Source organism: Promicromonospora panici (genome assembly GCF_900608595.1).
GTDB classification, from domain to species: Bacteria; Actinomycetota; Actinomycetes; order Actinomycetales; family Cellulomonadaceae; genus Promicromonospora; species Promicromonospora panici.
In genome coordinates this window covers 1-23458 of sequence record NZ_UWYY01000021.1, presented here as the reverse complement: position 1 = coordinate 23458, position 23458 = coordinate 1, and the positions used below count along the sequence as shown (strand labels likewise).

At 71.0% G+C, this 23458-nt stretch carries 21 protein-coding genes; 11 read left to right on the top strand and 10 right to left on the bottom strand.

The window, feature by feature from the left end:
* The first annotated feature begins 17 nt into the window (after positions 1–17).
* Positions 18–1298: a hypothetical protein gene (locus EW117_RS22685; protein WP_129788973.1), complete on the top strand. Its 1281-nt coding sequence runs from the start codon at positions 18–20 to the stop codon at positions 1296–1298.
* 22 nt (positions 1299–1320) lie between these two features.
* Here the strand turns inward: EW117_RS22685 and EW117_RS22680 are convergent, their stop codons facing one another.
* The 7 genes from EW117_RS22680 to recQ all read right to left on the bottom strand — a co-directional run bounded on the left by EW117_RS22680 (position 1321) and on the right by recQ (position 8612).
* Entirely contained in the window at positions 1321–1977 is a 657-nt protein-coding gene (locus EW117_RS22680) for a hypothetical protein (protein ID WP_129788972.1), read from the bottom strand.
* Between the two features lie 90 nt (positions 1978–2067).
* A complete protein-coding gene (locus EW117_RS22675; RefSeq protein ID WP_129788971.1) occupies positions 2068–2370 on the bottom strand; it encodes a hypothetical protein in 303 nt (100 codons plus the stop codon).
* 96 nt (positions 2371–2466) lie between these two features.
* A complete protein-coding gene (locus EW117_RS22670; protein WP_129788970.1) occupies positions 2467–3603 on the bottom strand; it encodes a mandelate racemase/muconate lactonizing enzyme family protein in 1137 nt (378 codons plus the stop codon).
* Complete coding sequence (locus tag EW117_RS22665) at positions 3600–4529, bottom strand: dihydrodipicolinate synthase family protein (RefSeq protein WP_129788969.1); 930 nt, start codon at positions 4527–4529, stop codon at positions 3600–3602. The genes EW117_RS22670 and EW117_RS22665 overlap by 4 nt, the downstream gene beginning before the upstream one ends.
* Positions 4526–5911: an MFS transporter gene (locus tag EW117_RS22660; protein ID WP_129788968.1), complete on the bottom strand. Its 1386-nt coding sequence runs from the start codon at positions 5909–5911 to the stop codon at positions 4526–4528. The genes EW117_RS22665 and EW117_RS22660 overlap by 4 nt, the downstream gene beginning before the upstream one ends.
* 142 nt (positions 5912–6053) lie before the next feature.
* Positions 6054–6701: a GntR family transcriptional regulator gene (locus EW117_RS22655; protein WP_242504467.1), complete on the bottom strand. Its 648-nt coding sequence runs from the start codon at positions 6699–6701 to the stop codon at positions 6054–6056.
* Positions 6702–6764: 63 nt separating this feature from the next.
* Positions 6765–8612 carry a DNA helicase RecQ gene (gene recQ / locus EW117_RS22650; protein WP_129788966.1) on the bottom strand — a complete coding sequence of 616 codons (1848 nt, stop codon included), beginning with the start codon at positions 8610–8612 and terminating at the stop codon, positions 6765–6767.
* Positions 8613–8779: 167 nt separating this feature from the next.
* Here recQ and EW117_RS22645 point away from each other — a divergent pair, with 167 nt between their 5' ends.
* The 10 genes from EW117_RS22645 (at position 8780) to dinB (ending at position 21985) form a co-directional block, all read left to right on the top strand.
* Positions 8780–9952, top strand: a complete 1173-nt coding sequence (locus tag EW117_RS22645) for an ROK family transcriptional regulator (RefSeq protein WP_129788965.1) — start codon at positions 8780–8782, stop codon at positions 9950–9952.
* A 153-nt stretch (positions 9953–10105) separates the two neighbouring features.
* On the top strand, positions 10106–11626 hold the full coding sequence (locus EW117_RS22640; protein WP_165362825.1) for an ABC transporter substrate-binding protein: 1521 nt from the start codon (positions 10106–10108) through the stop codon (positions 11624–11626).
* 4 nt (positions 11627–11630) lie between these two features.
* A complete protein-coding gene (locus EW117_RS22635; protein ID WP_129788963.1) occupies positions 11631–12605 on the top strand; it encodes a carbohydrate ABC transporter permease in 975 nt (324 codons plus the stop codon).
* Entirely contained in the window at positions 12602–13468 is an 867-nt protein-coding gene (locus tag EW117_RS22630; RefSeq protein WP_242504466.1) for a carbohydrate ABC transporter permease, read from the top strand. The genes EW117_RS22635 and EW117_RS22630 overlap by 4 nt, the downstream gene beginning before the upstream one ends.
* A gap of 40 nt (positions 13469–13508) precedes the next feature.
* Positions 13509–15170 (top strand): alpha-L-arabinofuranosidase C-terminal domain-containing protein, encoded by a 1662-nt coding sequence (locus tag EW117_RS22625; RefSeq protein WP_242504465.1) that lies wholly within the window; start codon positions 13509–13511, stop codon positions 15168–15170.
* Position 15171: 1 nt separating this feature from the next.
* On the top strand, positions 15172–16617 hold the full coding sequence (locus tag EW117_RS22620) for a sulfatase-like hydrolase/transferase (RefSeq protein WP_207211997.1): 1446 nt from the start codon (positions 15172–15174) through the stop codon (positions 16615–16617).
* A gap of 25 nt (positions 16618–16642) precedes the next feature.
* Positions 16643–18472 carry a glycoside hydrolase family 2 protein gene (locus tag EW117_RS22615; protein WP_242504464.1) on the top strand — a complete coding sequence of 610 codons (1830 nt, stop codon included), beginning with the start codon at positions 16643–16645 and terminating at the stop codon, positions 18470–18472.
* Positions 18473–18554: 82 nt separating this feature from the next.
* Entirely contained in the window at positions 18555–20198 is a 1644-nt protein-coding gene (locus tag EW117_RS22610) for an arylsulfatase (protein WP_242504463.1), read from the top strand.
* A 79-nt stretch (positions 20199–20277) separates the two neighbouring features.
* Positions 20278–20661: a VOC family protein gene (locus EW117_RS22605; RefSeq protein WP_129788961.1), complete on the top strand. Its 384-nt coding sequence runs from the start codon at positions 20278–20280 to the stop codon at positions 20659–20661.
* Between the two features lie 55 nt (positions 20662–20716).
* Positions 20717–21985, top strand: a complete 1269-nt coding sequence (gene dinB / locus EW117_RS22600) for a DNA polymerase IV (RefSeq protein WP_129788960.1) — start codon at positions 20717–20719, stop codon at positions 21983–21985.
* A gap of 4 nt (positions 21986–21989) precedes the next feature.
* Here the strand turns inward: dinB and EW117_RS22595 are convergent, their stop codons facing one another.
* The 3 genes from EW117_RS22595 to EW117_RS22585 form a co-directional block, all read right to left on the bottom strand.
* Positions 21990–22403 carry a hypothetical protein gene (locus EW117_RS22595; protein ID WP_129788959.1) on the bottom strand — a complete coding sequence of 138 codons (414 nt, stop codon included), beginning with the start codon at positions 22401–22403 and terminating at the stop codon, positions 21990–21992.
* 86 nt (positions 22404–22489) lie between these two features.
* Positions 22490–22939: a hypothetical protein gene (locus tag EW117_RS22590; protein WP_129788958.1), complete on the bottom strand. Its 450-nt coding sequence runs from the start codon at positions 22937–22939 to the stop codon at positions 22490–22492.
* Positions 22940–22990: 51 nt separating this feature from the next.
* Complete coding sequence (locus EW117_RS22585) at positions 22991–23446, bottom strand: hypothetical protein (protein ID WP_129788957.1); 456 nt, start codon at positions 23444–23446, stop codon at positions 22991–22993.
* Positions 23447–23458 lie beyond the last annotated feature (12 nt).

Sequence of the window (23458 nt, the reverse complement as noted above, 5' to 3'; positions counted from 1 at the left end):
TGTCGGATGATGTTGGTATGGAATCCGAAGAGACGACCGAAACCGCACTGGGTCACGCGTCCGAGCTGTACGCGAGGCTGCTGGAGTACGCGACAAGCCCGCCGTTCGGCGAGCGCACTGCCGCCAATGTCCGCCGTGTGACGGCGATGACCGAGCATCATGACGGCTGCACGTTGTGCGCGCACCATCAGGTCGGTCGCGTGCTGGCCCTCGCGGCGGCACAGATCGTCTTCGACGTACCACCGCTGGGGATGCGCCTGATCGACCGCTACGCCGACTGGTCCGCGGAACTGACCGACCAGGACCGAGGGCTGCTCGGCGCGTGGCGCACCGACGACATCCACGGCGTCTTCGAGATCACGCGGCGAGCCGGCAGCGGGGTGCGGGTGCGCTGCCTGGGCAACGACCTCGAGTACACGCTGCATGTCGACCCGAAGGCCGCGATGCCCCGTGCGGACCTGCGGACCGGGCGGTTCCTGGCCGGGCACGCCCTCCCGGTCGGTGAGTTCTGGATGCTGGCGGGCAGCGTCGAGCTGTACGCACCGGGGGAGCGGAAGGCGATGCTCGGCCTGATGGCCGAGCTGGTCCGGGACGCACCGGCACTGCCGTTCCGCAACCCGGTGATCGTCGAGCAGGCGCGTGCGGCCCTCGCGGCGCAGCACCAGGAGTTCCTGCGCCTGTTCCGCGGGCAGGGCGTGGCCAGGGTGGGCTCCGCGCTCGTCGAGGACCTCGACCAGCTCTGGGCGTCGTCGGGCACGTGGGACTCCTGGTGGCCGAGTCTCCCGCTGGAGCGCGACCTCTGTGACCTCCGCGAGGCCCTGGACCAGGGGCGGCCCGACGGCGGGACGTGGCACCCCGTACACGACCTCGTCCACGGGCTACGTATCCTCGGGACCTCCTACGGGATGCTCGCGGACCTGCACGGCTCGACGTCGCCGATCAGCCCGGTGACCGTGCGCCAGGTGTCCGAGGTCCTGGACACGGGACACGTCCCCGGCTTCGCGCTCCGGGACCTGGCGGAACGGCATCCTGTTCGCGCGGGCGAGATCTACCGCGCGGTCCTCGGGCGGCCCGGGTTCACCTGGGCGCAGGAGGGCGCCGCATGGCTTCGGGATCGTGCCGGCGACGCAACCACGCACCCGGGGCTGGTGTGGATGCCGGGCGGTGCGATGCCCGCGGGGTCCGGGAAACCCGACCGTGCCATCGCGGTACCGCATCCCTTGGGGGTCACCTTCCCTCCGGTGCCGGTGCCGGTGCCGGTGCCGGTGCCGTCCGGAGTCACGAGCGACGAGTACTGACGGCGTCGCAGGCCCGGTCGGGTCAGCGCCCGCCCTCCAACACGACGTCCCGGACCCACGCCGTGCTCTCCGGCGCGCCCTCCGGGCGGAAGCCGACCCGGCGCAGGTACGCCAGCTCGCCGGGCCCGGCCTCCGGCACGACGACGCGGTCGAACCCCTTGGCCGCGAAGATCCCGCTGCGCCGGTACACGAACTCCCCGGGCGTGAAGTCCCGGAACCGCTTGGTCACCCAGTCCAGCTCGACGACGCCCGTCCCGCCGCCGGCGTCGCGCACCTCCACCACCCCCACCGTCTCGTCGGCCCGCTGCACCAGGAACGCCGACCGCTCCTCACCCGGCGGCGGCACCGCCACGAACCGGGGCGCGACGCTCGCGATGTCCGCCGCATGGGTACGGAGCACGTGCAGCAGATACGCGTCGTCCGGCGCAACCTCGACCACCTCGTACACGGCGGCGTCATGGCGCTCGCGGTTCAGCCGCCACAGCCAGTAGACGTTGATGGCGCTGATAGCGGCGTTCATGGCGACGAACGGCCAGATCCCGACTATCGCGTTGTAGGCGGTCGCGACGAGCGAGCCGACGAGGTTGAGCCAGCGGAAGCGGAGCACACGCGCCTGTGTGAGCGACAGGACGATCAGGGCGGAACCCAGCCAACCAGCGGCCTCGAGCCAGGGGAACATGCCCTGACCATAGGTCGGCCCGCGCGGACCTCGCCTCTCGCCGCCCTTACCTCGCCCTCGCCCTGCCCTCGCCCTGCCCTCGCCCTGCCCTCACCAGGACCAGCCGCGCGAGCTGAGCTCCAGCTCCTCCCGCAGCCGCTCGTCGGCCGCGGAGCGCTCGTCCGCCCGCAGCGGTGCCGTGTCCATCGGCAGGCCCGCGAGGCGGCAGGCCTCGCGCAGGAGCGCGTCGTACGCGCCCTGGACGGCGAACCAGTGGTGGGCGCGCGCGTACACGTCGGGGTCTTCCTCCACACGCCGCAGCTCGGCCGCGAGCTGCCCGAGGCGCATCTGCAGCCGCAGGGTGACGAGCGGGTCGGGGGCTCGTGCCGACCGCGTCCGGAAGGTCCAGGTCATCAGGTTTCGCCGCCACGTCGTCGTCGCGGAACAGGGACACCTCCAGCGTAGGACCGCCGTGGCGCGAGGGCTACGTGATTCCGCCGGCGCGCGGGGTCACATCCATGCCGTCGACCCGTCTGCCCGCACGGGGACCCTGCGCTCCCAGTGCACCCAGTCGTCGTGGGCCAGCGCAGCCTCGTCGATGTCGATGCCCCAGCCGGGCCGGTCGGGCCGCAGCTCGAGGTGCCCGTCCGTGGGGACGTAGGGGTCGTGGCACCAGGACACGTCGTCGGGCTTGTACTCCAGGATCGAGAAGTTCCACGTCGCGGCGGCGAAGTGCACGTTGGCGGCCGTCGCGAGCGGGCCGAGCGGGTTGTGCGGCGCGACGGGGACGTCGTGCGCCTCGGCGAGCGTGGCGATCTTGCGCATCTGCGACAGCCCGCCGACCACGCAGATGTCCGGCTGGATGATGTCGGCACCCTGCACGGTCAGCAGGCCCAGGAACTCGTGGGGGGAGTACAGCGACTCGCCCGTCGCGAGCGGGACCGCCATCTCGGCGCGGATCCGCGCCCAGGCCGGCAGGTACTCCGGACGGATCGGCTCCTCGAGGAACATCGGCTCGTTCGGCGCGAGCGCCGCGGCCAGATCGACCGCCTGCCTCGGCTCCCAGAGGCAGCCGTGCGCGTCGAATCCGAACTCCCACTCGTCCGGATGGGACGCCCGGATGTCCGCGAACCAGCTGCCGAGCTCCCGCGCGACGAGCCCGAACCGCGACCGGTGCAGGTCGCGGCGGTACGGGCTGAGCTTGAAGGCGTCGACACCGAGCGTCGCGTTCAGCTCGGCGGTGCGGTCACGCAGCTCGGGGACGTCGGGGGCGGAGTAGAGCCCCGCGTAGACGCGGACGCGGTCCCGCACGCTGCCGCCGAGCAGCTGGTACACGGGCACGCCCACCGCCTTGGCGGAGATGTCCCAGAGGGCGTGGTCCACCGCGGCGATCGCGGCGAGACCGAGCGCCCCCTGCGGGAACCGCGCCGACTGGTGCAGCAGCTGGTTCACGAAGGCGACGCGCGAGGCGTCGATCCCCGCGATCTGCTCGGCGATGAACTCGATGACGGCCGGGTAGGCGAGGTCGGGGCCGTGGTTGTAGATCTCCGCCCAGCCGTCGATGCCGTCGTCGGTGGTCACGCGCAGCAGGACGCGCGGGCGGTCGCCCACCCGCTGCAGGTAGGTGGTGAGCCTGTCGATCTTCATGCCTGGGCCTTCCGGTCGGTCCATTCTTCGAGGATGCGCGTGATCTCCACCCGGTCGGCGTCGGGCAGGGTCGTGCTCGGCGGGCGGACCGACCGGTCGCACAGGCCCAGCTGGTGCATGGCCTCCTTCACGACGGACACGTTGTCGGCCGACCGGTCGCGGGCGCGCAGCTGCTCGAACCGCCGGATGCGGCGCCACACGGCGGCGGCCCGTGCGGCGTCGTCGTGACGCAGCGCGTCCAGGAGGCCGAATGAGATCTCCGGCACCACGTTGACCAGTCCCGACGTGAACGCCCGCGCGCCCGCCTGCCACGCCGACGTCGCGTACGACTCCGCCAGCCCGGCGATCCAGAGCAGGTCGGCATCGGTGTCCTGCACGGTCTCGGCGAATCCGACGGGATCGGGGACCGAGTACTTGATCCCGACGACGTTGGCCGCCCGTCGCGCGAGCGCGGCGACGTCGGCCCCGCGGATTGCCGGCGAGCTGACGTAGGGCAGGACGGCGAGCCGGGGCACGGCGTCGGCGACCGCCGCCGTGTACTCGACCCAGCCCTGACGTGACATGTACGGGAGCACCGGCTGGTGCACCATGACCGCGTGCGCGCCCAGCTCGGCGGCCCGCTGGGCCTCGGCCCGCGCCGTGGCGAGGTCCAGCCCGACGCCGACGATCACCACAGCGCGGTCGCCGACGGCGTCGACGACGGTACGGGCGACGTCGGCGCGCTCACGGGGCGACAGCGCGTAGAACTCGCCGGTGTTGCCGTTGGGCGTGATCGCGCCCAGGCCCGAGGAGATCAGGCGGTCGGCGAGCTTGCCGGTGAGCGCGAGGTCGACTCCGCCGTCGGGCGCGTACGGGACGACGGGGATGCCGACGACTGTCCCGAGGCGCGCGACGACGTCGGCGAGGGGGCCGCTGTGGCCGGTCATGATTCTCCGTTCTGAAGGGGACTGGGGGTGTCCTGCTCACCGGCGCGTGGTCCGGCGTCCGGCCCCGCGCCCTGCGTACCGGCCTGCTCGACCGGCTTGATGCGGACCCAGAGGCCGTAGATCGCGGCGCTCACCAGGCAGCTGACCGCCGCGAGCACGAGCGGCCAGAGGTAGGAGCCGCCGGAGGCCGTCAGGGCCAGGCCGATCGCGATCGGGCTGACGAGGTTGCCGATCTGCGAGCCGAAGTTCTGGAAGCCGGCCAGGGAGCCGACGCGCTCGGGGCTGGGCGACACCTCGGCGGGCAGGCTGAGGATCGCCGCCCCGGCGAAGGAGTGCGCGGCGCTGGACACGGTGAGGACCACCATGAGGACGACGTTGCTCTCGACGAACGGGCTGAACCCGATGCACGCGCTCAGCACGAGGCCCGAGATGATCGGCACCTTGCGTGCGACGTTCGGGGACAGGCCGGAGGCGAGCATGCGGTCGGAGACGATCCCGCCCAGCACCGTCGACCCGATGCCGATGACCGCGGGAAGGGCTCCGACCATGCCGAACTCCGCCTCGGTGAAGCCGCGCTCGTTCAGGAGGTAGCTGGGGTACCAGGTGAGGAAGAACGCGCCGGCGAGCGACCGGAAGACGTAGCCGAGCAGGAGCGCCCAGGTCTGGTTGTCGCGCAGCAGTGTGCCCCAGCGCACCGGCTCCCCGGTGTGCCGCACCATCTCGGCCTGGTCGGAGCGGATGTGTGCCAGCTCCTCGGCGTTCACGCGCCGGTGGTTCTGCGGGGCGCGGTAGATCGCCAGCCAGCCCACGATCCACAGGAGCCCGACCGCGCCGATGAGGACGAAGGTCCACCGCCAGCCGGCGAAGACCGCTATCGACGTGACGATCGGGATGGACAGGGCGGAGCCGATCTGCTGACCCATGTCGAACAGGCTGGAGGCGAACGCCCGCTCGCGCCGCGGGAACCAGGTGGAGACCACCTTGATGTTCGCCGGCTGCACGGGCGCCTCGCCGATACCGAGGCCGAGCCGGAACACGATCAGGCTCGTGACACCCGTGGCGACGGCGGTCAGCGCGGTCCACAGTGACCACCAGCCGACCGCGATGGGGTAGATGACGCGCGGCCCGAACTTGTCCAGGAGCCAGCCCGACGGCACCTGGAACAGCGCGTAGGTCCAGAAGAACGAGGACAGCAGCACGCCCTGCACGGCGGGGCTGATGTGGAAGTCCTCGGAGATGAACGGCAGCGCGACGCTGAGCGCGGCGCGGTCGAGGTAGGCGATCGTGAGCCCGAGCGCCGAGAACGCGACGATCGTCCAGCGCATCTGGCTGCGCCGGGCGCGGGCTGCGACGGGCGCAGGCTGCTTTGTACTATTGAGCATCGTTGCTCCTTGTTCATCGATTCGTTGATCGAGTGGTTCATCGAGTGGCGTGGGCGCTCCGTCTCGGAGCACCCGTTTCAGAGGTGCGGCCCGGGAACTTGGCGGTGAACGGGCCGTACCTCGTCGTTTCAGGTCCGGTGCGTCAGGCGGTAGCACCCCCTTGGCGAAGCCGGTCGAGGAAGCCGGCGATGTGCCGGCGGGTCAGCTCGGCCACGAGGTCGGCGTCGGACGCCTCCGCCGCGGCCAGGATCCGCGCGTGCTCCTGTGCCTCGTCGCGCCAGCTCGGCTGCTGCGCCCACGTGGTGATCGCGGCGAGCGCCGTCTGGTCGCGCAGGCCCTCGAGGATGCCGACGAGGATCGGGTTGTCGGCCGCCGCCCACAGCGCGGCGTGGAACGCGCGGTTGGCGAGGCTGCGCTGGACAGGCTCGGCCGCCTCCGCCGCGCGCTGGAGCGCGGCCCGGGCGGGCGCGGTGTCCACGCCGCCCAGCACGCTGCGCCGGTTCGCCTCGGGCTCGAGCAGGAGCCGGGTCTCGTAGATCGCCACCGCGTCCGCCTGGGTGAGCTCGCGCACGCGGACGCCGACATAGGGCCGCACGACGACGAGCCCGCTCAGCTCCAGGGTCTTGAGCGCCTCGCGCACCGGGGTCTTCGACATCACGAGCTCCTGGGCGAGATCCGCCTCGACGAGCGGCTGACCGGCGGCGAGGCGGCCGCTCAGAATGCCCTCCTTGATGGTCGCGAGCGCGTGTTCGGTACGCGACGGCAGGGCGGTGGGAGCTGCGGGCGTCATCGGCACGTCGTACATCATATATGACGCTCGCGCGAGGGTGGGCGCTCGCCGGCGCCAGGCCGCTCACTCCTGGGTGTGCAGGGCCGCGAGGATGCCCTCGCCGTACCGCTCCAGCTTCGCCTGGCCGACGCCGCTGATCCCGCTCAGCGCGTCGAGGTCCGCCGGCCGCTCGGCGGCCACGGCGCGCAGCGTCGCGTCGTGGAACACCACGTAGGCGGGCACCCCCTGCTCCTTCGCGGCCGATGCCCGCCAGGCGCGCAGCCGCTCGAAGACCGCCTGGTCGGCGTCCGACAGCTGGGCCACCTCCGGCCGCGGGCCGCGGGACCGCGCGGGCTTGCGCGCACTGCCCTGGGGCCGTGGATCACGCCGCAGCCGCACTTCGCGCCGTCGGCCCAAGACCTCCGCACTGGCCTCCGTGAGCAGCAGGGTTCCGTGGTTGGCGTCCACCTCCAGCAGGCCCAGGGCCAGGAGCTGTCGGGCCACGGACCGCCACTCGCCGTCGGACAGGTCCTCGCCCACGCCGAACACGGTCAGGCTGTCGTGCCCCCACTGCGTGATCTTGGGCGTGGACTTGCCGCGCAGGATGTCGACCACGTGCCCGACGCCGAAGCGCTGGTTGCGCTCGCGGTCGAGCCGGAACACGGCGGACAGGAGCTTCTGGGCGGGGACCGTGCCGTCCCACGCCTCAGGTGGGTTCTGGCACGTGTCGCACGCGCCGCAGCCACCGGGGTGCTCCTGGCCGAAGTAGCGCAGGAGCTGGGCGCGGCGGCACTCGACCGTCTCGCACAGCGCCAGCATCGCGTCGAGGTGGGACGACAGCTTGCGGCGGTGGGCGACGTCGCCGTCGGACTCGGCGATCATCTTGCGCTGCTGGACGACGTCGGCCAGCCCGTAGGCGAGCCACGCCGTCGACGGCAGGCCGTCCCGCCCGGCGCGGCCGGTCTCCTGGTAGTAGCCCTCGACCGACTTGGGCAGGTCCAGGTGCGCGACGAAGCGGACGTCGGGCTTGTCGATGCCCATGCCGAACGCGATCGTCGCGACCATGATCACGCCGTCCTCGCGCAGGAACGTCGACTGGTTCGCCGCACGCACGTGGGCGGGTAGGCCGGCGTGGTACGGCAGCGCGCGGATGCCCTGGTCGGTCAGCTGCTGGGCGGTCTTCTCCACCGACGCGCGGGACAGGCAGTACACGATCCCGGCGTCACCCGCGTGCTCCGTGCGCAGCAGCTCCAGCAGCTGCCGGCCCGGGTTGTCCTTCGGCGCGACCCGGTAGGTGATGTTGGGCCGGTCGAAGCTGGCGACGAAGTGCCGGGCCTCGGTCAGGCCCAGGCGGGTAGCGATCTCCTCGTGCGTGTGCTGGGTGGCGGTGGCGGTCAGGGCGATCCGCGGCACGCCGGGCCAGCGCCCGGCCAGCTCGCTCAGCCGCAGGTAGTCGGGGCGGAAGTCGTGGCCCCACTGGGACACGCAGTGCGCCTCGTCGATGGCGAACAGAGCGATGGTGCCCTGGTCGAGCAACCGGGCCGTGGACTCGACCCCGAGCCGTTCCGGGGCCAGGTACAGCAGGTCGAGCTCGCCCGACCGGTAGGCCCGCTCGACCTCGCGCCGCTCGTCCGGGTTCTGTGTGGAGTTGAGGAAGCCGGCCCGCACCCCGAGCGCGTCCAGGGCGTCCACCTGGTCCTGCATGAGGGCGATCAGCGGCGAGATCACGACGCCGGTGCCCTGCCGCACCAGCGCCGGGATCTGGTAGCACAGCGACTTGCCGCCGCCGGTGGGCATGAGCACGAGCGCGTCGGCCCCGCCGACGACCGTCTCGATGACCTCCTCCTGCTCGCCCCGGAAGGCGTCATAGCCGAAGACCTCACGCAGCACGTCGAGTGCGGGCGTGGTCAGGGCGGTGTCCGGGAGCGTCATGGCGGCCAGTGTGCCAGGGACCCCTGACACACGCAGGCGACGGTGCCCAGGGCTGAACCGTCCATGCTCTTCTGTCGAACTGGCCTTCTGTCGAATTGTGTCGAGGCTTGTACAGAAGTTCCGTCGTTCTATTGACGTAATGAGAACGGGTTTCTCATCCTGGCGTCGTGGCAAAGACGACACTCCGTTCGCGGCGATCGCCGCGTGCGCAGCACGAGGCACAGGTGCTGGACCTGCTCCGCGTGCAGGGCAGCGCGAGCCGTGCGCAGATCGCGGAAGGCACAGGCCTGTCGCGGGCGACCATCTCGGCGATCACCGCCAACCTCCGACGATCCGGCCTCATCGTTCGCTCGGATACGGCGGTGGAGGGCTCCGGCGTGGGCAGGACGCCGGAGCACCTGACGCTGAACCCCGGCTCGCGCGTGATCGTCGGTGTGGAGTTCAGCCACACCCGCGTGACGGTGGTGGTGTCCGACGTGACGCATCGCGTGCTCGGGTCGAAGGTGCGCGAGCACGACCACGACGAGCCCTGGGAGCGGCGGCTCGGAACAGCCATCGGCTTCATCGACGCACTCGTCGGTGCAACGTTGACGCTCATCGCCATCGGGTCGGGTGTGCCCGGTGCGATCTCGGGACGGTCCGGGGTCGTGGACCGGGTCGAGCAGTGCCTGGGGGACAGGTACCGGGTGCCCGTCCGCGTGGAGAACAACGCGCGCCTCGCGGGGCTTGCCGAGTTCTCCTGGGGTGCGGGCAAGGACATGCAGGACCTCGTCTACCTCCGGCTCTCCGAGGGCGTGGGCGGCCTGCTGATCGTGGACGACGAGCCGCGGCTCGGGAACACCGATTCCGCCGGGGAGTTCGGCCACGTCTGCATCGACCCGAACGGGCCGGTCTGCCGATGCGCCAACCGGGGCTGCCTCGAGGCGTACGTCGGGCTGGGTACCGTGCTCGCCCGCGCCGACGCCGCATCCGTCGGCGAGCTGATCGAGGCCCTGGACCGAGCGGAACCGCGGGCGCTCGCCGTCACCACCGACGCGGGTGCGCGCATCGGTCTGGTCCTGGCGAACACGTGCAGCATCCTCGACATCTCTTCCGTGGTCCTCGGCGGTGCGCTGGCGCAGGTCGGTGACCAGCTCGTGCGCGCGGTGCGGCAGATGGTCGTGCGGCACGCGTACAGCGGTGGTGCCGAACAGCTGCGGATCCGCACGGCCGAGCTCGGCAACCTCGACGGCGCGCTCGGTGGCGTCGCCCTGGTGCTGCGCGACCGCTCGATCCCGGTCGGCTTTCGCCCGAAAGCCATGACCAGCACCACCCAGCGTGGGAAGGCACTGACCGCGTGACCGCACAGGCGGACGACGGTGCCCGCCTGTGCGACAACCTCTACCTCCGGACGATATCGATATACCCGGTCGGGAAGATCGGAGATGTGCGACGCCTCTCCGAGCTCCTTCGACCCGGTCCATCGCTGATCCCCGAACGAACAGGACATGACCATGACCAGCAGCAAGCACGGCGCCAGCGGAGTCGCCGTACCCCAGGGCAGGGCTTTCGAGATGAGACGACGCGAGTTCCTGGGAGCCGTCGGCGTCGGGGGCCTCACGGCGGTGCTCGCCGCCTGCACCGGCGGCGGGCAGTCCGCACGGGAGGCCGCGCAGGACGACGGCACCCTGCAATGGTGGGACCAGTTCCGCCCGCTGACCGGGATGTTCGAGGCCAGCCTGTTCGAGCCGTACATGCAGGCGAACAACGGCGTCACGATCGAGCGGCGGCAGATGGAGGGCCCCGATCTGGCGCAAGCGATCCAGGTGGCGCGGCGCAGCAACCAGATGCCGGACGTGCACTCCCTCGCGGGTCTCCAGGCGACGCCCGCGGCCCTGGTCAGCGAGGGCTGGTTCCAGTCGATCGGCGCACACGCCGACTTCGAGGGCAGTGCCCTGGGCGACCAGCTGTTCGACGGCATCCACCGCTTCGACGGCGAGGTGTACTCGGTGCCGTTGTTCTCGGGGCGCATGCACGAGGCCACGCCGTGGGTCAACACGGAGCTGCTGGGCCAGGCCGACGTCGACCCCGCCGAGAGCCCGGCCACGTGGGACGACCTGCGAGCCGCGGCGAAGCGGATCACCGACAGGACCGGTGTGCACGGTCTCGTGGTCCCGTTGAAGGAGGTCGAGTACCTCAAGACCCTGGTGACCGCGCTCGCGCAGAGCGCCGGGGCGCCGGGAACGGTCGGTTGGACGGTCGACTGGAGGACCGGTGAGTACGTGTACGACTCGCAGCCGTTCGTCGACGCCCTCGAGTTCCTCGTGTCGTTGCAGGCGGACGGCGTCGTCCACCCGTCGTCGGCGTCCATGGGCGCCCGGGACGCCCGCGCGCGCTGGGCGGCCGGCGAGGCAGGCATCTACCTGTGGGGGCCGTGGATCATCGGCGGCCTCATGGTGGACGAGCCAGAGGCGGTCGAGCGCGGGATCGACGCGTGGAGCCTGCCGGGCGCCGAGACCACCCGGAACCCGATCGGCCGAGGCCCCGGCACCGGGGTCTTCTGGGTCAACAAGGACTCGCAGCAGCCGGAGGTCGCCGCGGAGCTGCTGCTGCAGATGAGCTCGCGAGAGTTCCAGCTGCAGCTGGCGTCGGCGATGGACCAGCCGCCCGCGCTCGTCGACGTCGTCGCCGAGGCCGACGTGCACCCGGCCTACGCCCGCAACATCGAGCACCTGGCGAAGGACGTGCGCATCAGCCCGGTGCCGGAGGCCGGCAACCCGTCGACGTGGCGCGTGGCCGCCGAGATGCAGGACGTCCACCCGGACCTGGGGGAGATCGCGCAGGCGATCCTCACCGGGAGCGGCGGCGACATCAAGGGCGAGCTGACGAAGCTGAACGACGCCATGAACGCCGAACGCGACCGGGCCATCGAAGCGGTCAGTAGCGAGGGCGCCGACGTCGGCCTCGAGGACTGGGTCTTCGAGAACTGGGACCCCGCGACGGACTACGACCAGGCCGCCTACGGGGCGCGCTGACGTCATGACGATCACGACCTCCGCTCCGCCGTCCGCCACCGGTACGAAAGGTCCCGACGGCCGCGCACAGCGCAGTCGGAAGCACAGCTTCCGCGAGATCTGGTGGATCTACGTCTTCCTGCTCCCGACCCTGCTGGGGTACGGCGCGTACACCGTCTACCCGCTGCTGGCGTCGTGGTGGTACGCGCTGCTCGACTGGCCGGGCTTCGCGGTATCGGGCGAGTTCGTCGGTCTCCAGAACTTCGAACGCCTCCTGACCGACCACCAGTTCTGGAACGCGTTCGGCAAGTCGCTGCTGTTCCTGGTGATCGCCGTACCGGCCCGCGTGGGCCTGGCCCTGCTGCTCGCGCTGTGGCTTAACAGCAAGCGGACGCCGTTCTCCGGCTTCTTCCGAACCCTGTTCTTCCTCCCGGTGGTGACGACCGGCGCGATCATCGGCATCGTCTTCACGCTGCTGCTCGACGGAGGAGGCCCGATCAGCCTCGGGCTGGTGTGGGCGGGGATCACGGAGACCCCGACGAACCTGGTCGCGAACGCCGGCACCTCGCTGTACGCGGGCATAGCGGTCTGGGTCTGGAAATGGCTCGGGATCACGATGATCTACTGGCTCGCCGCGCTGCAGACCGTCCCGCAGGACGTGCACGAGGCCGCGATGCTCGACGGCGCGAACGGGCGCAAGGAGTTCTGGCACGTCACGCTGCCGCTGCTCGTGCCGTTCCTGGTCATCATCACGCTCATCGACACCGTGAGCGCGCTCAACGTCTTCGACCTGATGCAGACGCTGACCGCCGGTGGCCCCGCGTTCTCCTCCGAGGTGATCGAGATCTTCATCTACCGCACCGCCTTCGCGGCGACGGTTCCGCAGCTCGGCTACGCGTCCGCGGCCGCCGTGCTGTTCGGCCTGCTGACGGTGATCATCGCCGTCGCGCAGGGGGCGGGCGTGCGGTGGGCCCGCGCGCGGATGGGAGGCGGATCGTGAGCGCGACGGCGACCCGAACGCTGCTCCGGAACGGGCGGGCCCTGCGGCCGGGGCGGGTCCTGACCTTCGTCGGGCTGCTCGTCCTGGCGCTGGTCTGGATCTACCCGTTCATCTGGCTGCTCTCCGCGTCGGTGAAGGACTCGTCCGAGATCTTCGGGAGCGGGCTCGATCTGATCCCCGACCAGTTCGTCTGGGAGAACTACCTGCGGGCCTGGAACGAGGCCGGATTCGCGTCCTACTTCGTCAACTCGGTGCTGATCACCGCCGGGACGGTCCTGCTGGTGGTCGTGCGCAGCGCGCTGGCGGGCTACGTGCTCGGCAGGTTCGACTTCCCCGGGAAGAAGCTGCTCATCGGCGTCTTCCTCGTGACGTTCTTCCTGCCGGAGGGATACACGATCATCCCCGTCACGCAGCTGACCGACCAGCTCGGCCTGCTCAACACCCACGCCGGCGTGATCCTGGGTCTTGGCGCGGGCGGGCAGATCGCGTCGACCCTGCTGTACGCGGGCTACTTCCGCGGTCTGCCGAAGGAGCTCGAGGAGAGCGCGAAGCTCGACGGCGCCGGCCCGTTTCGCACGTTCTTCCAGATCATGATGCCGATGGCCTGGCCGATCACGGCCACCGTCGTGATCCTGACGTTCCTGTTCGCGTGGAACACCTACCTGCTGCCGCTGGTGTTCACCCTGAGCGAGCCGGACCTGCGCACCCTGGCGATCGGCATGACCGTGTTCGTCGGCGAGTACGGGCAGGACTGGTCGGGTATGGCGGCGGCCGCCGTGATCTCGCTGGTTCCGGTCGTCGTGGTGTTCGTGATCCTGCAGCGCAAGTTCGTCGACAGCATCGCCGGAGCCGTGAAGCAGTGACAGACGCAGTGACCGCTACAGAAAGGACGGGGCCGCCACCGTGCCCAGCAACGTGCCCAGCAACAACACCACTTCACGACGTGAAGCACGCGTCAGCATCGACACGACCCGGCCGCTGGGGACTATCGACGACGACGTCTACGGCCACTTCCTCGAGTCCGCGTTCTTCGGGAACATCGACGGCGGTGTCTTCGACGAGGGGTCGCCGCTGTCGGTCGGCGAGCCGGGACCGCTGAACGGCGTCCGCCGCGACGTGCTCGAGCTGGTCCGCGACCTCGCGGCCGGTCCGATCCGGTGGCCGGGCGGGAACTTCACCTCCGGGTACCGGTGGGAGGAGGGCGTCGGCCCGCGCGACGAACGCCCGACCCGGCTCGACCTCGCCTGGGGCGACACCGAGAGCAACCGGTTCGGCACGGACGAGTTCCTCGCCTGGACCGAAGCGGTGGGCGCGGAGCCGTACCTTGTCCACTCCTGCCGCGACGTCGACGAGGCGGTGCGGTGGGTCGAGTACACCAACTCCGCCCGGGACACGACCCTCACCCGGGCCCGAGGGACGAACGGCCGGGCGGAGCCGTGGAACGTCCGCTACTGGGGCGTCGGCAACGAGGTCTACGGCCCCTGGCAGATGGGGCACCGCACGGCCGAGCAGTACGGCGCCGCCGCCCGCGAGCACGCCCGCTTCATGCGGCTGGTCGACCCTGACCTGAAGCTGGTCGGCGTCGGCATCCCCTGGGACCAGGAGCACTGGACCCGCGCCGCGCTGGAGCACGCGGGAAAGTACTTCGACTACCTCTCGTTGCACCTGTACGGCGCGACGACGGAGCTGTGGACCGGCGACGACTACGAGAACATCGTCGCGCAGTCGCTGTACTTCGAGCAGGGCATGAACACGTACTCCCATCTCGTCACGGGGCTCGCGGACCAGCTCGGTCTGCCGAAGCCCCCGCAGATCGCGCTCGACGAGTGGACGATGCGCCACCTGGAGCCGGCGTCGTGGGCCGAGCCGCTCGCCGGGGACGACGGCGGGATCGCGCCGCGCGAGACGCCGGTGGTTGACGGGTGGCCCGACGGCGTCCGGGTGAACCGGTACGCGCCGCGCACGGTGGGCGACGCGCTGTTCAGCGCCGGGGTGTTCCACGCGATCCACCGCACCGTCGGGCAGGACACGGCGGTGAGTATGGCGAACCCGGTCAACCTCGTCAACGCGAACGGCATAGTCGTCGCCCGACCCGGCGGCGCGTTCGGGTCCGCTCTGTATCCCGTGTGGTACCTGTACGGCCGCCACCTGGGCCGCGTCGTGCTGCGCGCGGAGGTGGACGGGCCCGCCCGCACCGCCTCGGTCCCGCTGGGCGACAACCGTGCGCCGTCCGGCGGGCTCGAGACGGCGACCATGTCGGTGCCGTACCTCGACGTCTCGGCCACCCGCGCCCAGGACGGGACCGTCCGGGTCGCCGTCATCAACCGGCATCGGGACGAGGCGATCCGGTTCCGTCCCGTGCTCGACGGGCGGGCCGACCGCACACCCCCGGTCGCGCACGTGCGCAGCATCGGCGCGGATACGGAGATCACGGCGTCGAACAGCCTCGCGGCGCCGGACGTCGTGGGCATCCGGGACCTCGGCCGCGTCGAGGCGACGGACGGCGGCTGGCTGATCCCGCCGCACTCGGTCAATGTGCTGACCCTGGATCTCGATGGGCGCTGACATGACGGATCCGAACGGGTTGCGCCCCAACATCCTGCTGATCAGCACCGATCAGCAGCGGTTCGACATGGCCGGGGCCTACGGGAACCCGGCCGTGTCGACGCCGCACCTCGACCGGCTCGCCGAGCAAGGTGTCGTCTTCGAGAACTGCTACGTGCAGAACCCCGTCTGCGCGCCGTCCCGGGCGAGCCTGATGACCGGGCAGTACGTTTCCGCCCACGGCCTGCACGCCAACGGTGTCGACCTGGCACCCGACAAGGAGCTGTTCTCCCGGCACCTCGCCGACGCCGGCTACGACTGCGGGCTCGTGGGGAAGTTCCACCTCGGCTCGGCCTTCGCCGGACGCACCGAACCGCGCCTCGATGACGGGTTCCGGGTGTTCCGCTGGGCGCACGACCCGTACCCCGGCTCGTCCGAGAACGCCTATCACCGCTGGCTGCGGGCCCGTCACCCGGACCTGTACGCGGCGGCGCTCGACGAGCGCGCGAAGTTCGACACCATGCCGACCCAGGCGCACTACAGCCACTGGATCGGCGAGGAGACCATCAGCTTCCTCCGCTCGGACCGGGAGAAGGACAAGCCGTTCTTCTTCGTGACGAACTTCTTCGACCCGCATCACGGCTTCGGCGCCCCCGAGGAGTACCTGCGCCGGTACGACGACGTGGACCTCCCGCCGGTCGTCACGCGCGAGGGTGAGCTCGATGGCAAGCCCCCGGTACAGACGGAGGCGTCGCACGAGTCGTACGGCGGGCACGCCCGCGGCTACACCTCGTACAGCCCCGAGGAGCTGCACGGGGTGCGCAAGGCCTACTACGCGATGGTCTCGCTCGTCGACGACGAGGTGGGCCGCATCCTCGACGCGCTCGAGGACGAGGGGCTCGCCGAGAACACGATCGTGGTGTTCACCAGCGACCACGGCGAGATGCTGGGCGACCACCAGCTCATGCTCAAGGGCCCGTTCATGTACGAGTGCGCGGTCCGCGTGCCCCTGATCGTCCGGTGGCCCGGCGCCGCGAACCCGGGGGACCGGCGCGGCGAGCTCGTGCAGTGGATCGACCTCGCACCGACGTTCCTGCGGGCGGCCCGCGTGGACGTACCGGCAGCCGTCCAGGGGGAGAGCCTCGAGCAACTGATCCGCGGTGGGGACGGCGACTGGCGTGACTGGGCGCTGTGCCAGTACCGCGACAGCGGGCACCCCGACGATCCCGCGGTGCACGTGACGATGCTGCGCCATGACCGGTGGAAGCTCGTCGTCCACCACGGGGCGCCTGCGTCCGGCCGCGCGCGGACCGGCGAGCTGTACGACCTCGAGACCGACCCGGACGAGCTGACGAACCTGTGGGACGACGGCGCCGCCCAGCAGGCACGTGCGGACCTGCAGGAGAAGCTCCTCGACGTCCTGGTGGCCGCCGAGGACCGGAGCAACCCCCGCCTCGCCCACTGGTGACACCAGAAGAGAACAGGAACCTGACGTGACCGACCTGGACTACCCCCGCCCGATGCTGGTCCGCCCGCAGTGGCAGGACCTGACCGGGCCGTGGGGGTTCGCCACCGACGCGGAGGACCAGGGGGTCTCCCGCGGATGGCACCAGGATGCCGCGCCGTTCGCCCGGACGATCACCGTGCCGTTTCCCCCGGAGAGCGAGCTGAGCGGCATCCACGAACCGGACTGCCCCGACGTGGTGTGGTACCGCCGCGAGGTGGCGCTGGGCCGTGTCCCCGGCCCCGGGGAACGGCTCCTCCTGCACTTCGGAGCAGTCGACCACCGGGCGCGGGTGTGGGTCAACGGCGTCCGGGCCGGCGACCACGAGGGAGGCCACACACCGTTCACCCTCGACATCACCGAAACCCTCGCGCCGGCACGCGAGCAGGTGATCGTCGTCCGGGCCGAGGACGACCGGGACGACACCTCCCAGCCGCGCGGGAAGCAGGACTGGCAGACCGAACCACACGGGATCTGGTATCACCGCACCACCGGGATCTGGCAGCCCGTCTGGGCCGAGGTCGTGCCCGACGTGCACCTGCGCGCCGTGCACTGGACGCCGGACGTCCCGGGTGCGGCGGTGACGTTCGAGGTCGAGCTCTCCCGGGTACCGGCGTCCCCGGTGGAGGTTCGCGTGAAGCTGACACTCGACGACGAGGCGCTCGCGGTCCAGACCTTCCGGACCGAGCGGCGCCTCGACCGGTGGACGATCTCGCTTCCGGCGGCCCGGCACCAGATGGAGCTATCACGGCTCCTGTGGAGCCCGGAACGCCCCACCCTGCTGGACGCGGTGGTGGAGGTGCGCGACGGCGACGGCGACCGGGTCGTCGACGCGGCCCGGTCGTACGTGGGGCTGCGGAGCGTCGGCATCAAGGACGGCCGGTTCCTCCTCAACGGGCAGCCCCGCTACCTGCGCCTGGTGCTCGCCCAGAACTACTGGCCCGGATCCCACCTGGCGGCGCCGTCCGCCGAGGCGCTGCGCCGCGAGGTCGAGCTCGCCAAGGAGCTGGGCTTCGACGGGGTCCGGATCCACCAGAAGATCGAGGACCCGAGGTTCCTGGCCTGGTGCGACCGGCTCGGCCTGTTCGTGTGGGACGAGATGCCCAGCGCGTACGAGTACTCGAACCGGATGGTGGAGCGAGTGACGCGCGAGTGGCTGGAGCTGGTCGAACGCGACCGCAGCCACCCGAGCGTGATCACCTGGGTGGTGTTCAACGAGAGCTGGGGCGTCTGGCACGGGCTGGACGTCGAGGCGCAGCGGTCCGTCACGCGGGCGCTCTACCACCTGACGAAGTCGCTCGACCCGGACCGGCCGGTGATCTCGAACGACGGGTGGGAGCACACCGAGAGCGACATCTGGGGCCTGCACGACTACGCCCCGACCGGGCAGCCGTTCCGGGAGCGCTACGCCGACCGGGACGGGATCGACCGGATCCTCGGCGACCGGCCACCGGCACGCCGCACGGCGCTGCTCGGCGACCCCGTCTACCGCGGCCAGCCGGTCATGCTGACCGAGATCGGCGGCACCAGCCTCCGCCCGCGCCAGGACGAGGCATGGCACGGGTACGCGACGGTCGACTCGGCGGAGGCCCTGAAGGAGCGCGTGCGAGACATCGTCGACGCGGTGCTCGACAGCCCGGAGGTGGCCGGACTCTGCTGGACGCAGCTCACCGACACCGAGCAGGAGACGAACGGGCTGCTGACCGCCGAGCGCGTACCGAAGATCCCGTTCGAGGAGGTCCGCCGGATCCTGCGGCGGCCGGCCCGCTCGGTCCCGGCCGAGGCGATCGACGCCGCCCGGCGCGAGGCGAGGGAGTAGGAGCGGGCTTGAAGCGCCCCCCGCACGGCGTCCTGACCACGCACGCCTCGGCTGATCACGCACGACTCGAAAGGCGGATCTCGTGACTCGTTCTCCCTCGCGCCCGAACGTCGTCCTCGTCCTGGCGGACGACATGGGGTTCTCGGACATCGGTTGTTACGGCGGTGAGATCTCCACACCGCACCTGGACCGGCTGGCGGCGCACGGCGTCCGCATGGCGCAGTTCTACAACACCGCCCGATGCTCACCGTCGCGTGCCTCGCTGCTGACCGGGCTGCACCCGCACCAGACCGGGGTCGGGGTGCTCACCTACGCCGACCTGCCCGACGCCTACCCGGGGGTGCTGAACGACCGGTGCGTGACCATGGCCGAGGTGCTCGGCGCGGCGGGTTACGCGACGTGGATGGCCGGGAAGTGGCACCTCACCGGTTCGCGCGCCGAGCCCGACGCCGCCTGGCCGACCCGGCGCGGTTTCCAGCGCTTCTTCGGCACGATCGACGGCGCCGCGAACTACTTCAACCCCACCTCGCTGCACCGCGACGAGACCCCGGTGCCCGAGAGCGAGCTCCCCGACGACTTCTACTACACGGACGCGATCGCCGACGCCGCCCTCGGCTTCGTCACCGACCATGTCACCGACCATGTCACCGACCATCCGGACGACCGGCCGTTCTTCCTGTGCACGGCGTTCACGGCGCCGCACTGGCCGCTGCACGCACCCGAGGGAGACGTCGCCGCCGTAGCGGGCCGGTACGACGTCGGCTGGGACGCGCTCCGGGAAGCGCGCCACCGGCGTCTCGTGGACGAGGGGATCCTCGATCCCGCCTGGACCCCGAACGAGCGCGACCCTGAGGTCCCCGCGTGGACGGACGTGGAGCACCGTGCGTGGGAGGCGCGCCGGATGGAGGTCTACGCCGCCCAGGTGGAGGCCATGGACCGCGGGATCGGCCGGATCGTCGCTGCCCTGGAAGACGCCGGCGAGCTGGACGACACCATCTTCCTGTTTCTCTCCGACAACGGCGGATGCGCCGAGGGCCAGGGCGCCGGATACATGGACGAGGTGCGGGACCGGATCGACTCCATGCGCGTGCGCACGCGCCGGGGGGAACGGATCTACCGTGGCAACGTCCCGGAGGTCATGCCCGGCCCGGAAGGCACCTATGGGAGCTACGGCAAGGCGTGGGCGAACCTGTCCAACACCCCGTTTCGCGAGTACAAGCACTGGGTGCACGAGGGCGGCATCGCCACACCACTGGTGGTGCACTGGCCCGCGGGGATCGCCGAGACCGGAGTGATCCGCCAGCAGCCGTTCCAGCTCCCCGACATCCTCGCCACCGTGCTCGACGCGACCGGTGTCGAGTACCCGGGCACCTACCCCGGACGCGACCCGCTGCCGCCGGAAGGGCGCAGCATGCTCGGCGCGTGGCGCGAGGACCGCGCCCCTGACGAGCACACGCTGTACTGGGAGCACGAGGGCAACGCCGCGGTGCGCCGCGGCCCGTGGAAGTTGGTCCGCAAGTACCCGGGCGACTGGGAGCTCTACGACATCGGCGCGGACCGCACCGAGACCCACGACCGGGCAGGGGAGCGGCCGGAGATCGTGGCGGAGCTCGCTCGCGACTACCAGGCCTGGGCGGACCGGTGCGGCGTGCTGCCCCGCGAGCAGGTCATCGCGGTGCGCGACGCCCATCCGTCGTGGATCGCCCGGCAGGCTGCGCACCGATGAGTCCTGTCTTCCCGGAGGGTCAGAACATCGTCAGGCCCGTTGTGGCAACCCTGTGCAGTGGAAGATGAAGGAGATCGACATGCTCACCAGTCTGCGCGGTTTCAGCGGTTTCTCGGTGCGCGACCTCGGGGAGGCGGCGAGCTTCTACCGCGACGTCCTCGGCCTCACGGTGCGCGAGACGCCGATGGGCCTCGAGATCGACGCCACCGGCGGCTCACCCGTGTTCGTCTACCCGAAGGGCGACGCCCACGAGCCCGCGAGCTTCACGATCCTGAACCTGGTGGTCCCCGACATGGACAAGGCCGTGGACGAGCTCGCCGAGTCCGGCACGAGCCTGCTCCGGTACGCGGACTTCGACCAGGACGAGCGGGGCGTCGTGCGCTCGACCGACCCGTCCCAGGGGCCGACGATCGGCTGGGTCGCGGACCCTTCCGGGAACGTGATCGGCCTGATCGAGGAGTGACAGGGGTCGGCCGCCGCTCTGGATGGTCGAACGTATGTTCGACTAGACTCGTGGCATGTCCGCGCCCGGTGCCACGATCCTGCACGCCGACCTCGACGCGTTCTACGCGTCGGCGGAGCAGCTGCTGGATCCTGCCCTGCGCGGGCGGCCGGTCGCCGTCGGTGGCGGTCCCCGTGGGGGCGTCGTGCTCGCGGCGTCCTACGAGGCCAAGGCGCACGGGGTGCAGGGCGGGATGCCCGGCTGGCGGGCGGCCCGGCTCTGCCCTGGGCTCTTGTTCGTCCGGGGTCACTTCCGGGAGTACCAGCGGCTGGGCGATGCCGTGATGGCCGTCCTGGCGGACGTCACGCCGACGGTCGAGCGGATCTCGATCGACGAGGCGTTCCTGGACGTGTCCGGCGCGACGCATCTGTTCGGCCCGCCCGCGGCGATCGGGGCGCGGATCCGCGAGCGGGTCCGCGCCGAGGTAGGGCTGCCCATCTCGGTCGGCGCCGCACGGACCAAGCACCTCGCGAAGATCGCCTCCCAGGTGGCCAAGCCGGACGGCCTGGTCGTCGTCGCCCCGGGCGGGGAGCGGGCCTTCCTCGACCCGCTTCCCGTCGGCCTGATCTGGGGCGTGGGCCCCGTGCACGGGCAGCGCCTCGCTGACCTCGGCATCCGGACGATCGGTGAGCTCGCGCGGACGCCGTCGTCGGCGGTGGAGCACATCCTCGGCAACGCCGTCGGCCACAAGCTCAGTGCCATGGCGCAGGACGAGGACCCGCGCCGGGTCGTCACCTCCCGCCGCGCCCGCTCCGTGGGGGCGCAGTCGGCCCTGAGCCGGCGCCGGCCCGAACGTGACGACGTGCGGGCGGTGCTGGCGCACCTGTCCGACAGGGTGTCCCGGCGGCTGCGCGCCAAGGGGCGCGCGGGCCGCACCGTGACGGTGGCGGTGCGGTTCACGGGCATGCAGCGGGCGACGCGGTCCCGCACGCTGCCGGTGCCGGTCGCCGCCACGCTCACGCTGACCGAGGTCGCCGAGCGGCTGGCCTGGTCCGCGATCGAGGACACCGCCGGGGACACCGCACCCTGCGAGATCACGCTGCTCGGCGTCTCGGTCTCGAACCTCGCCGAGCAGCGGGTGATCCAGCTCGAGCTCGACCTGGAGCCGCCCGACCCGTGGCGCCCCGGCTCCGCGCCGGGGGCCGCGCGGCGCGCTGTCGACGAGTCGATGGACGCGATCCGGACGCGGTTCGGCTCCGACGCCGTCGGCTACCTCCCGGTCGTGCTGCGCCGGGGTGGCGCCGTGCCGGACGAGTTCCGCGAGCTGGCCGAGCACGACCTGTGAGCTGTCAGTCGCAGTACCTCCACTCCGTGGTAGTGGTGCCGTAGACCCCGCCGCCGTAGATCGCCTCGATGGATCCTGTCCACTTGATGCACGTGTCCGCGGCGTAGCCGCTGGCCGCCGCGTAGTGGGCGTAGTTTCCTTCGTCCCTGACAGTCGTCCTGCCCTGACGCTCGAGGACGGCCTCCGTGTGACTGGCGACGCCGTCCGCCCGGGCGACTCGCAGGGTGACCACACAGTTCTCCTGGTAGGTGCCGCTCCACAGCACATAGACCTCGCCCAGGGGCATGTTGTTGAGGTCGTCCCAGAGATCGTGCCTGAGGAGCACCGTGTAGCTGCCGTTCGACCAGCCGCACCCCTGTGCGGAGCGGACGGCCTCGCGGAGAGTGTGGGCCGAGGCGGGCGAGGCGGCGAATGTCATCGAGGCGAACACAAGGCCAAGGGCCACACCGATTCGCGCGAGTATCCACCCGTACATCCGAGACATGACAGATCCCTTCGGCTCACTTACCCGCAGTTGCGGAACGGGGTGTTGATGCCGGCGGATCCGCCGGATCTCGGCGCGACGGATCCGATGACCTTCACGCAGTGTCCGTCGGTGTTGTTCAGGTAGGAAGCGCCGGCGTAGGAGTTGTAGTAGCCGGAGTCGCCGGCGCCACGGTCTGTGGAGTCCACTGTGCGGTTGTCGTTGTCGTCGACCAGGAGGTGGACCTCGGTCCAGGCTCCCGGGCTGTTGGTGTACGTGACCACACAGTTCTGGCCGCCGTTCGCCGACGAGTACCACAGCTCCGTCCGGCCGAAGATCGTCATGCCGGAGACCAGGTCCCAGCTGGCCAGCCTGGTGCCGGAGCACGACGACTTGATCGGCCCGTACGAGTCCGCGTACGCGGGAGCGGCGAACAGGCCTAGGGCCGCGACAGTGGCGACGACAACAGCAAGAGGGCGGCGCAGCTTCATGACGGTTCTCCTTCGAGCGTCGGTTCGTGCGTAGTGGGGTTGCGCGACCGGTCAGCCACAGTTGCGCCACCCGGAGCCGAAGCTGTCGGCCAGGGACCCACTCGCGTTGCGGACCTCGCCGGTCACCCGGACACACTTGCCGTCGGTGTTGTTCAGATAGGACGCGCCGGCGTACGACTCGTAGACGTCGATGTCGTAGGCCTCCCGGTCGGTGCTGTCGAGCTGGCGGTTGCGGTTGTCGTCGACGATGAGACTCACCGCCGTCGGCACCTCTCCGGGCAGGGCGTTGTAGGTCATGACGCAGTTCTGGCCGCCGTTGACCGACGAGTACCAGAGCTCCGTGTGGCCGAGGCTGGTGCCGCCGTCCGACAGGTCCCAGGAGGCGAGCTTCGTGCCGGAGCAGGACGACTTGATGGGCCCGCCCGTGTCGGCGCTCGCCGGGGAGGCGAACAGACCGACGGCGGCAACGGCGCCGAGAACGGCGGCGACAGTGCGACTGAACCTCATGAAGGTCTCCCT

What these genes read in the sequence shown, in the direction of transcription:
- EW117_RS22685 (WP_129788973.1), top strand. Translation starts at nt 18, where the DNA reads ATGGAATCCGAAGAGACGACCGAAACCGCACTGGGTCACGCGTCCGAG.
- EW117_RS22635 (WP_129788963.1), top strand. Translation starts at nt 11,631, where the DNA reads ATGACGATCACGACCTCCGCTCCGCCGTCCGCCACCGGTACGAAAGGT.
- EW117_RS22595 (WP_129788959.1), bottom strand. Translation starts at nt 22,403, where the DNA reads ATGACATTCGCCGCCTCGCCCGCCTCGGCCCACACTCTCCGCGAGGCC.
- EW117_RS22620 (WP_207211997.1), top strand. Translation starts at nt 15,172, where the DNA reads ATGACGGATCCGAACGGGTTGCGCCCCAACATCCTGCTGATCAGCACC.
- dinB (WP_129788960.1), top strand. Translation starts at nt 20,717, where the DNA reads ATGTCCGCGCCCGGTGCCACGATCCTGCACGCCGACCTCGACGCGTTC.
- EW117_RS22605 (WP_129788961.1), top strand. Translation starts at nt 20,278, where the DNA reads ATGCTCACCAGTCTGCGCGGTTTCAGCGGTTTCTCGGTGCGCGACCTC.
- EW117_RS22585 (WP_129788957.1), bottom strand. Translation starts at nt 23,446, where the DNA reads ATGAGGTTCAGTCGCACTGTCGCCGCCGTTCTCGGCGCCGTTGCCGCC.
- EW117_RS22590 (WP_129788958.1), bottom strand. Translation starts at nt 22,939, where the DNA reads ATGAAGCTGCGCCGCCCTCTTGCTGTTGTCGTCGCCACTGTCGCGGCC.
- EW117_RS22660 (WP_129788968.1), bottom strand. Translation starts at nt 5,911, where the DNA reads ATGCTCAATAGTACAAAGCAGCCTGCGCCCGTCGCAGCCCGCGCCCGG.
- recQ (WP_129788966.1), bottom strand. Translation starts at nt 8,612, where the DNA reads ATGACGCTCCCGGACACCGCCCTGACCACGCCCGCACTCGACGTGCTG.
- EW117_RS22675 (WP_129788971.1), bottom strand. Translation starts at nt 2,370, where the DNA reads ATGACCTGGACCTTCCGGACGCGGTCGGCACGAGCCCCCGACCCGCTC.
- EW117_RS22680 (WP_129788972.1), bottom strand. Translation starts at nt 1,977, where the DNA reads ATGTTCCCCTGGCTCGAGGCCGCTGGTTGGCTGGGTTCCGCCCTGATC.
- EW117_RS22655 (WP_242504467.1), bottom strand. Translation starts at nt 6,701, where the DNA reads ATGACGCCCGCAGCTCCCACCGCCCTGCCGTCGCGTACCGAACACGCG.
- EW117_RS22665 (WP_129788969.1), bottom strand. Translation starts at nt 4,529, where the DNA reads ATGACCGGCCACAGCGGCCCCCTCGCCGACGTCGTCGCGCGCCTCGGG.
- EW117_RS22640 (WP_165362825.1), top strand. Translation starts at nt 10,106, where the DNA reads ATGACCAGCAGCAAGCACGGCGCCAGCGGAGTCGCCGTACCCCAGGGC.
- EW117_RS22670 (WP_129788970.1), bottom strand. Translation starts at nt 3,603, where the DNA reads ATGAAGATCGACAGGCTCACCACCTACCTGCAGCGGGTGGGCGACCGC.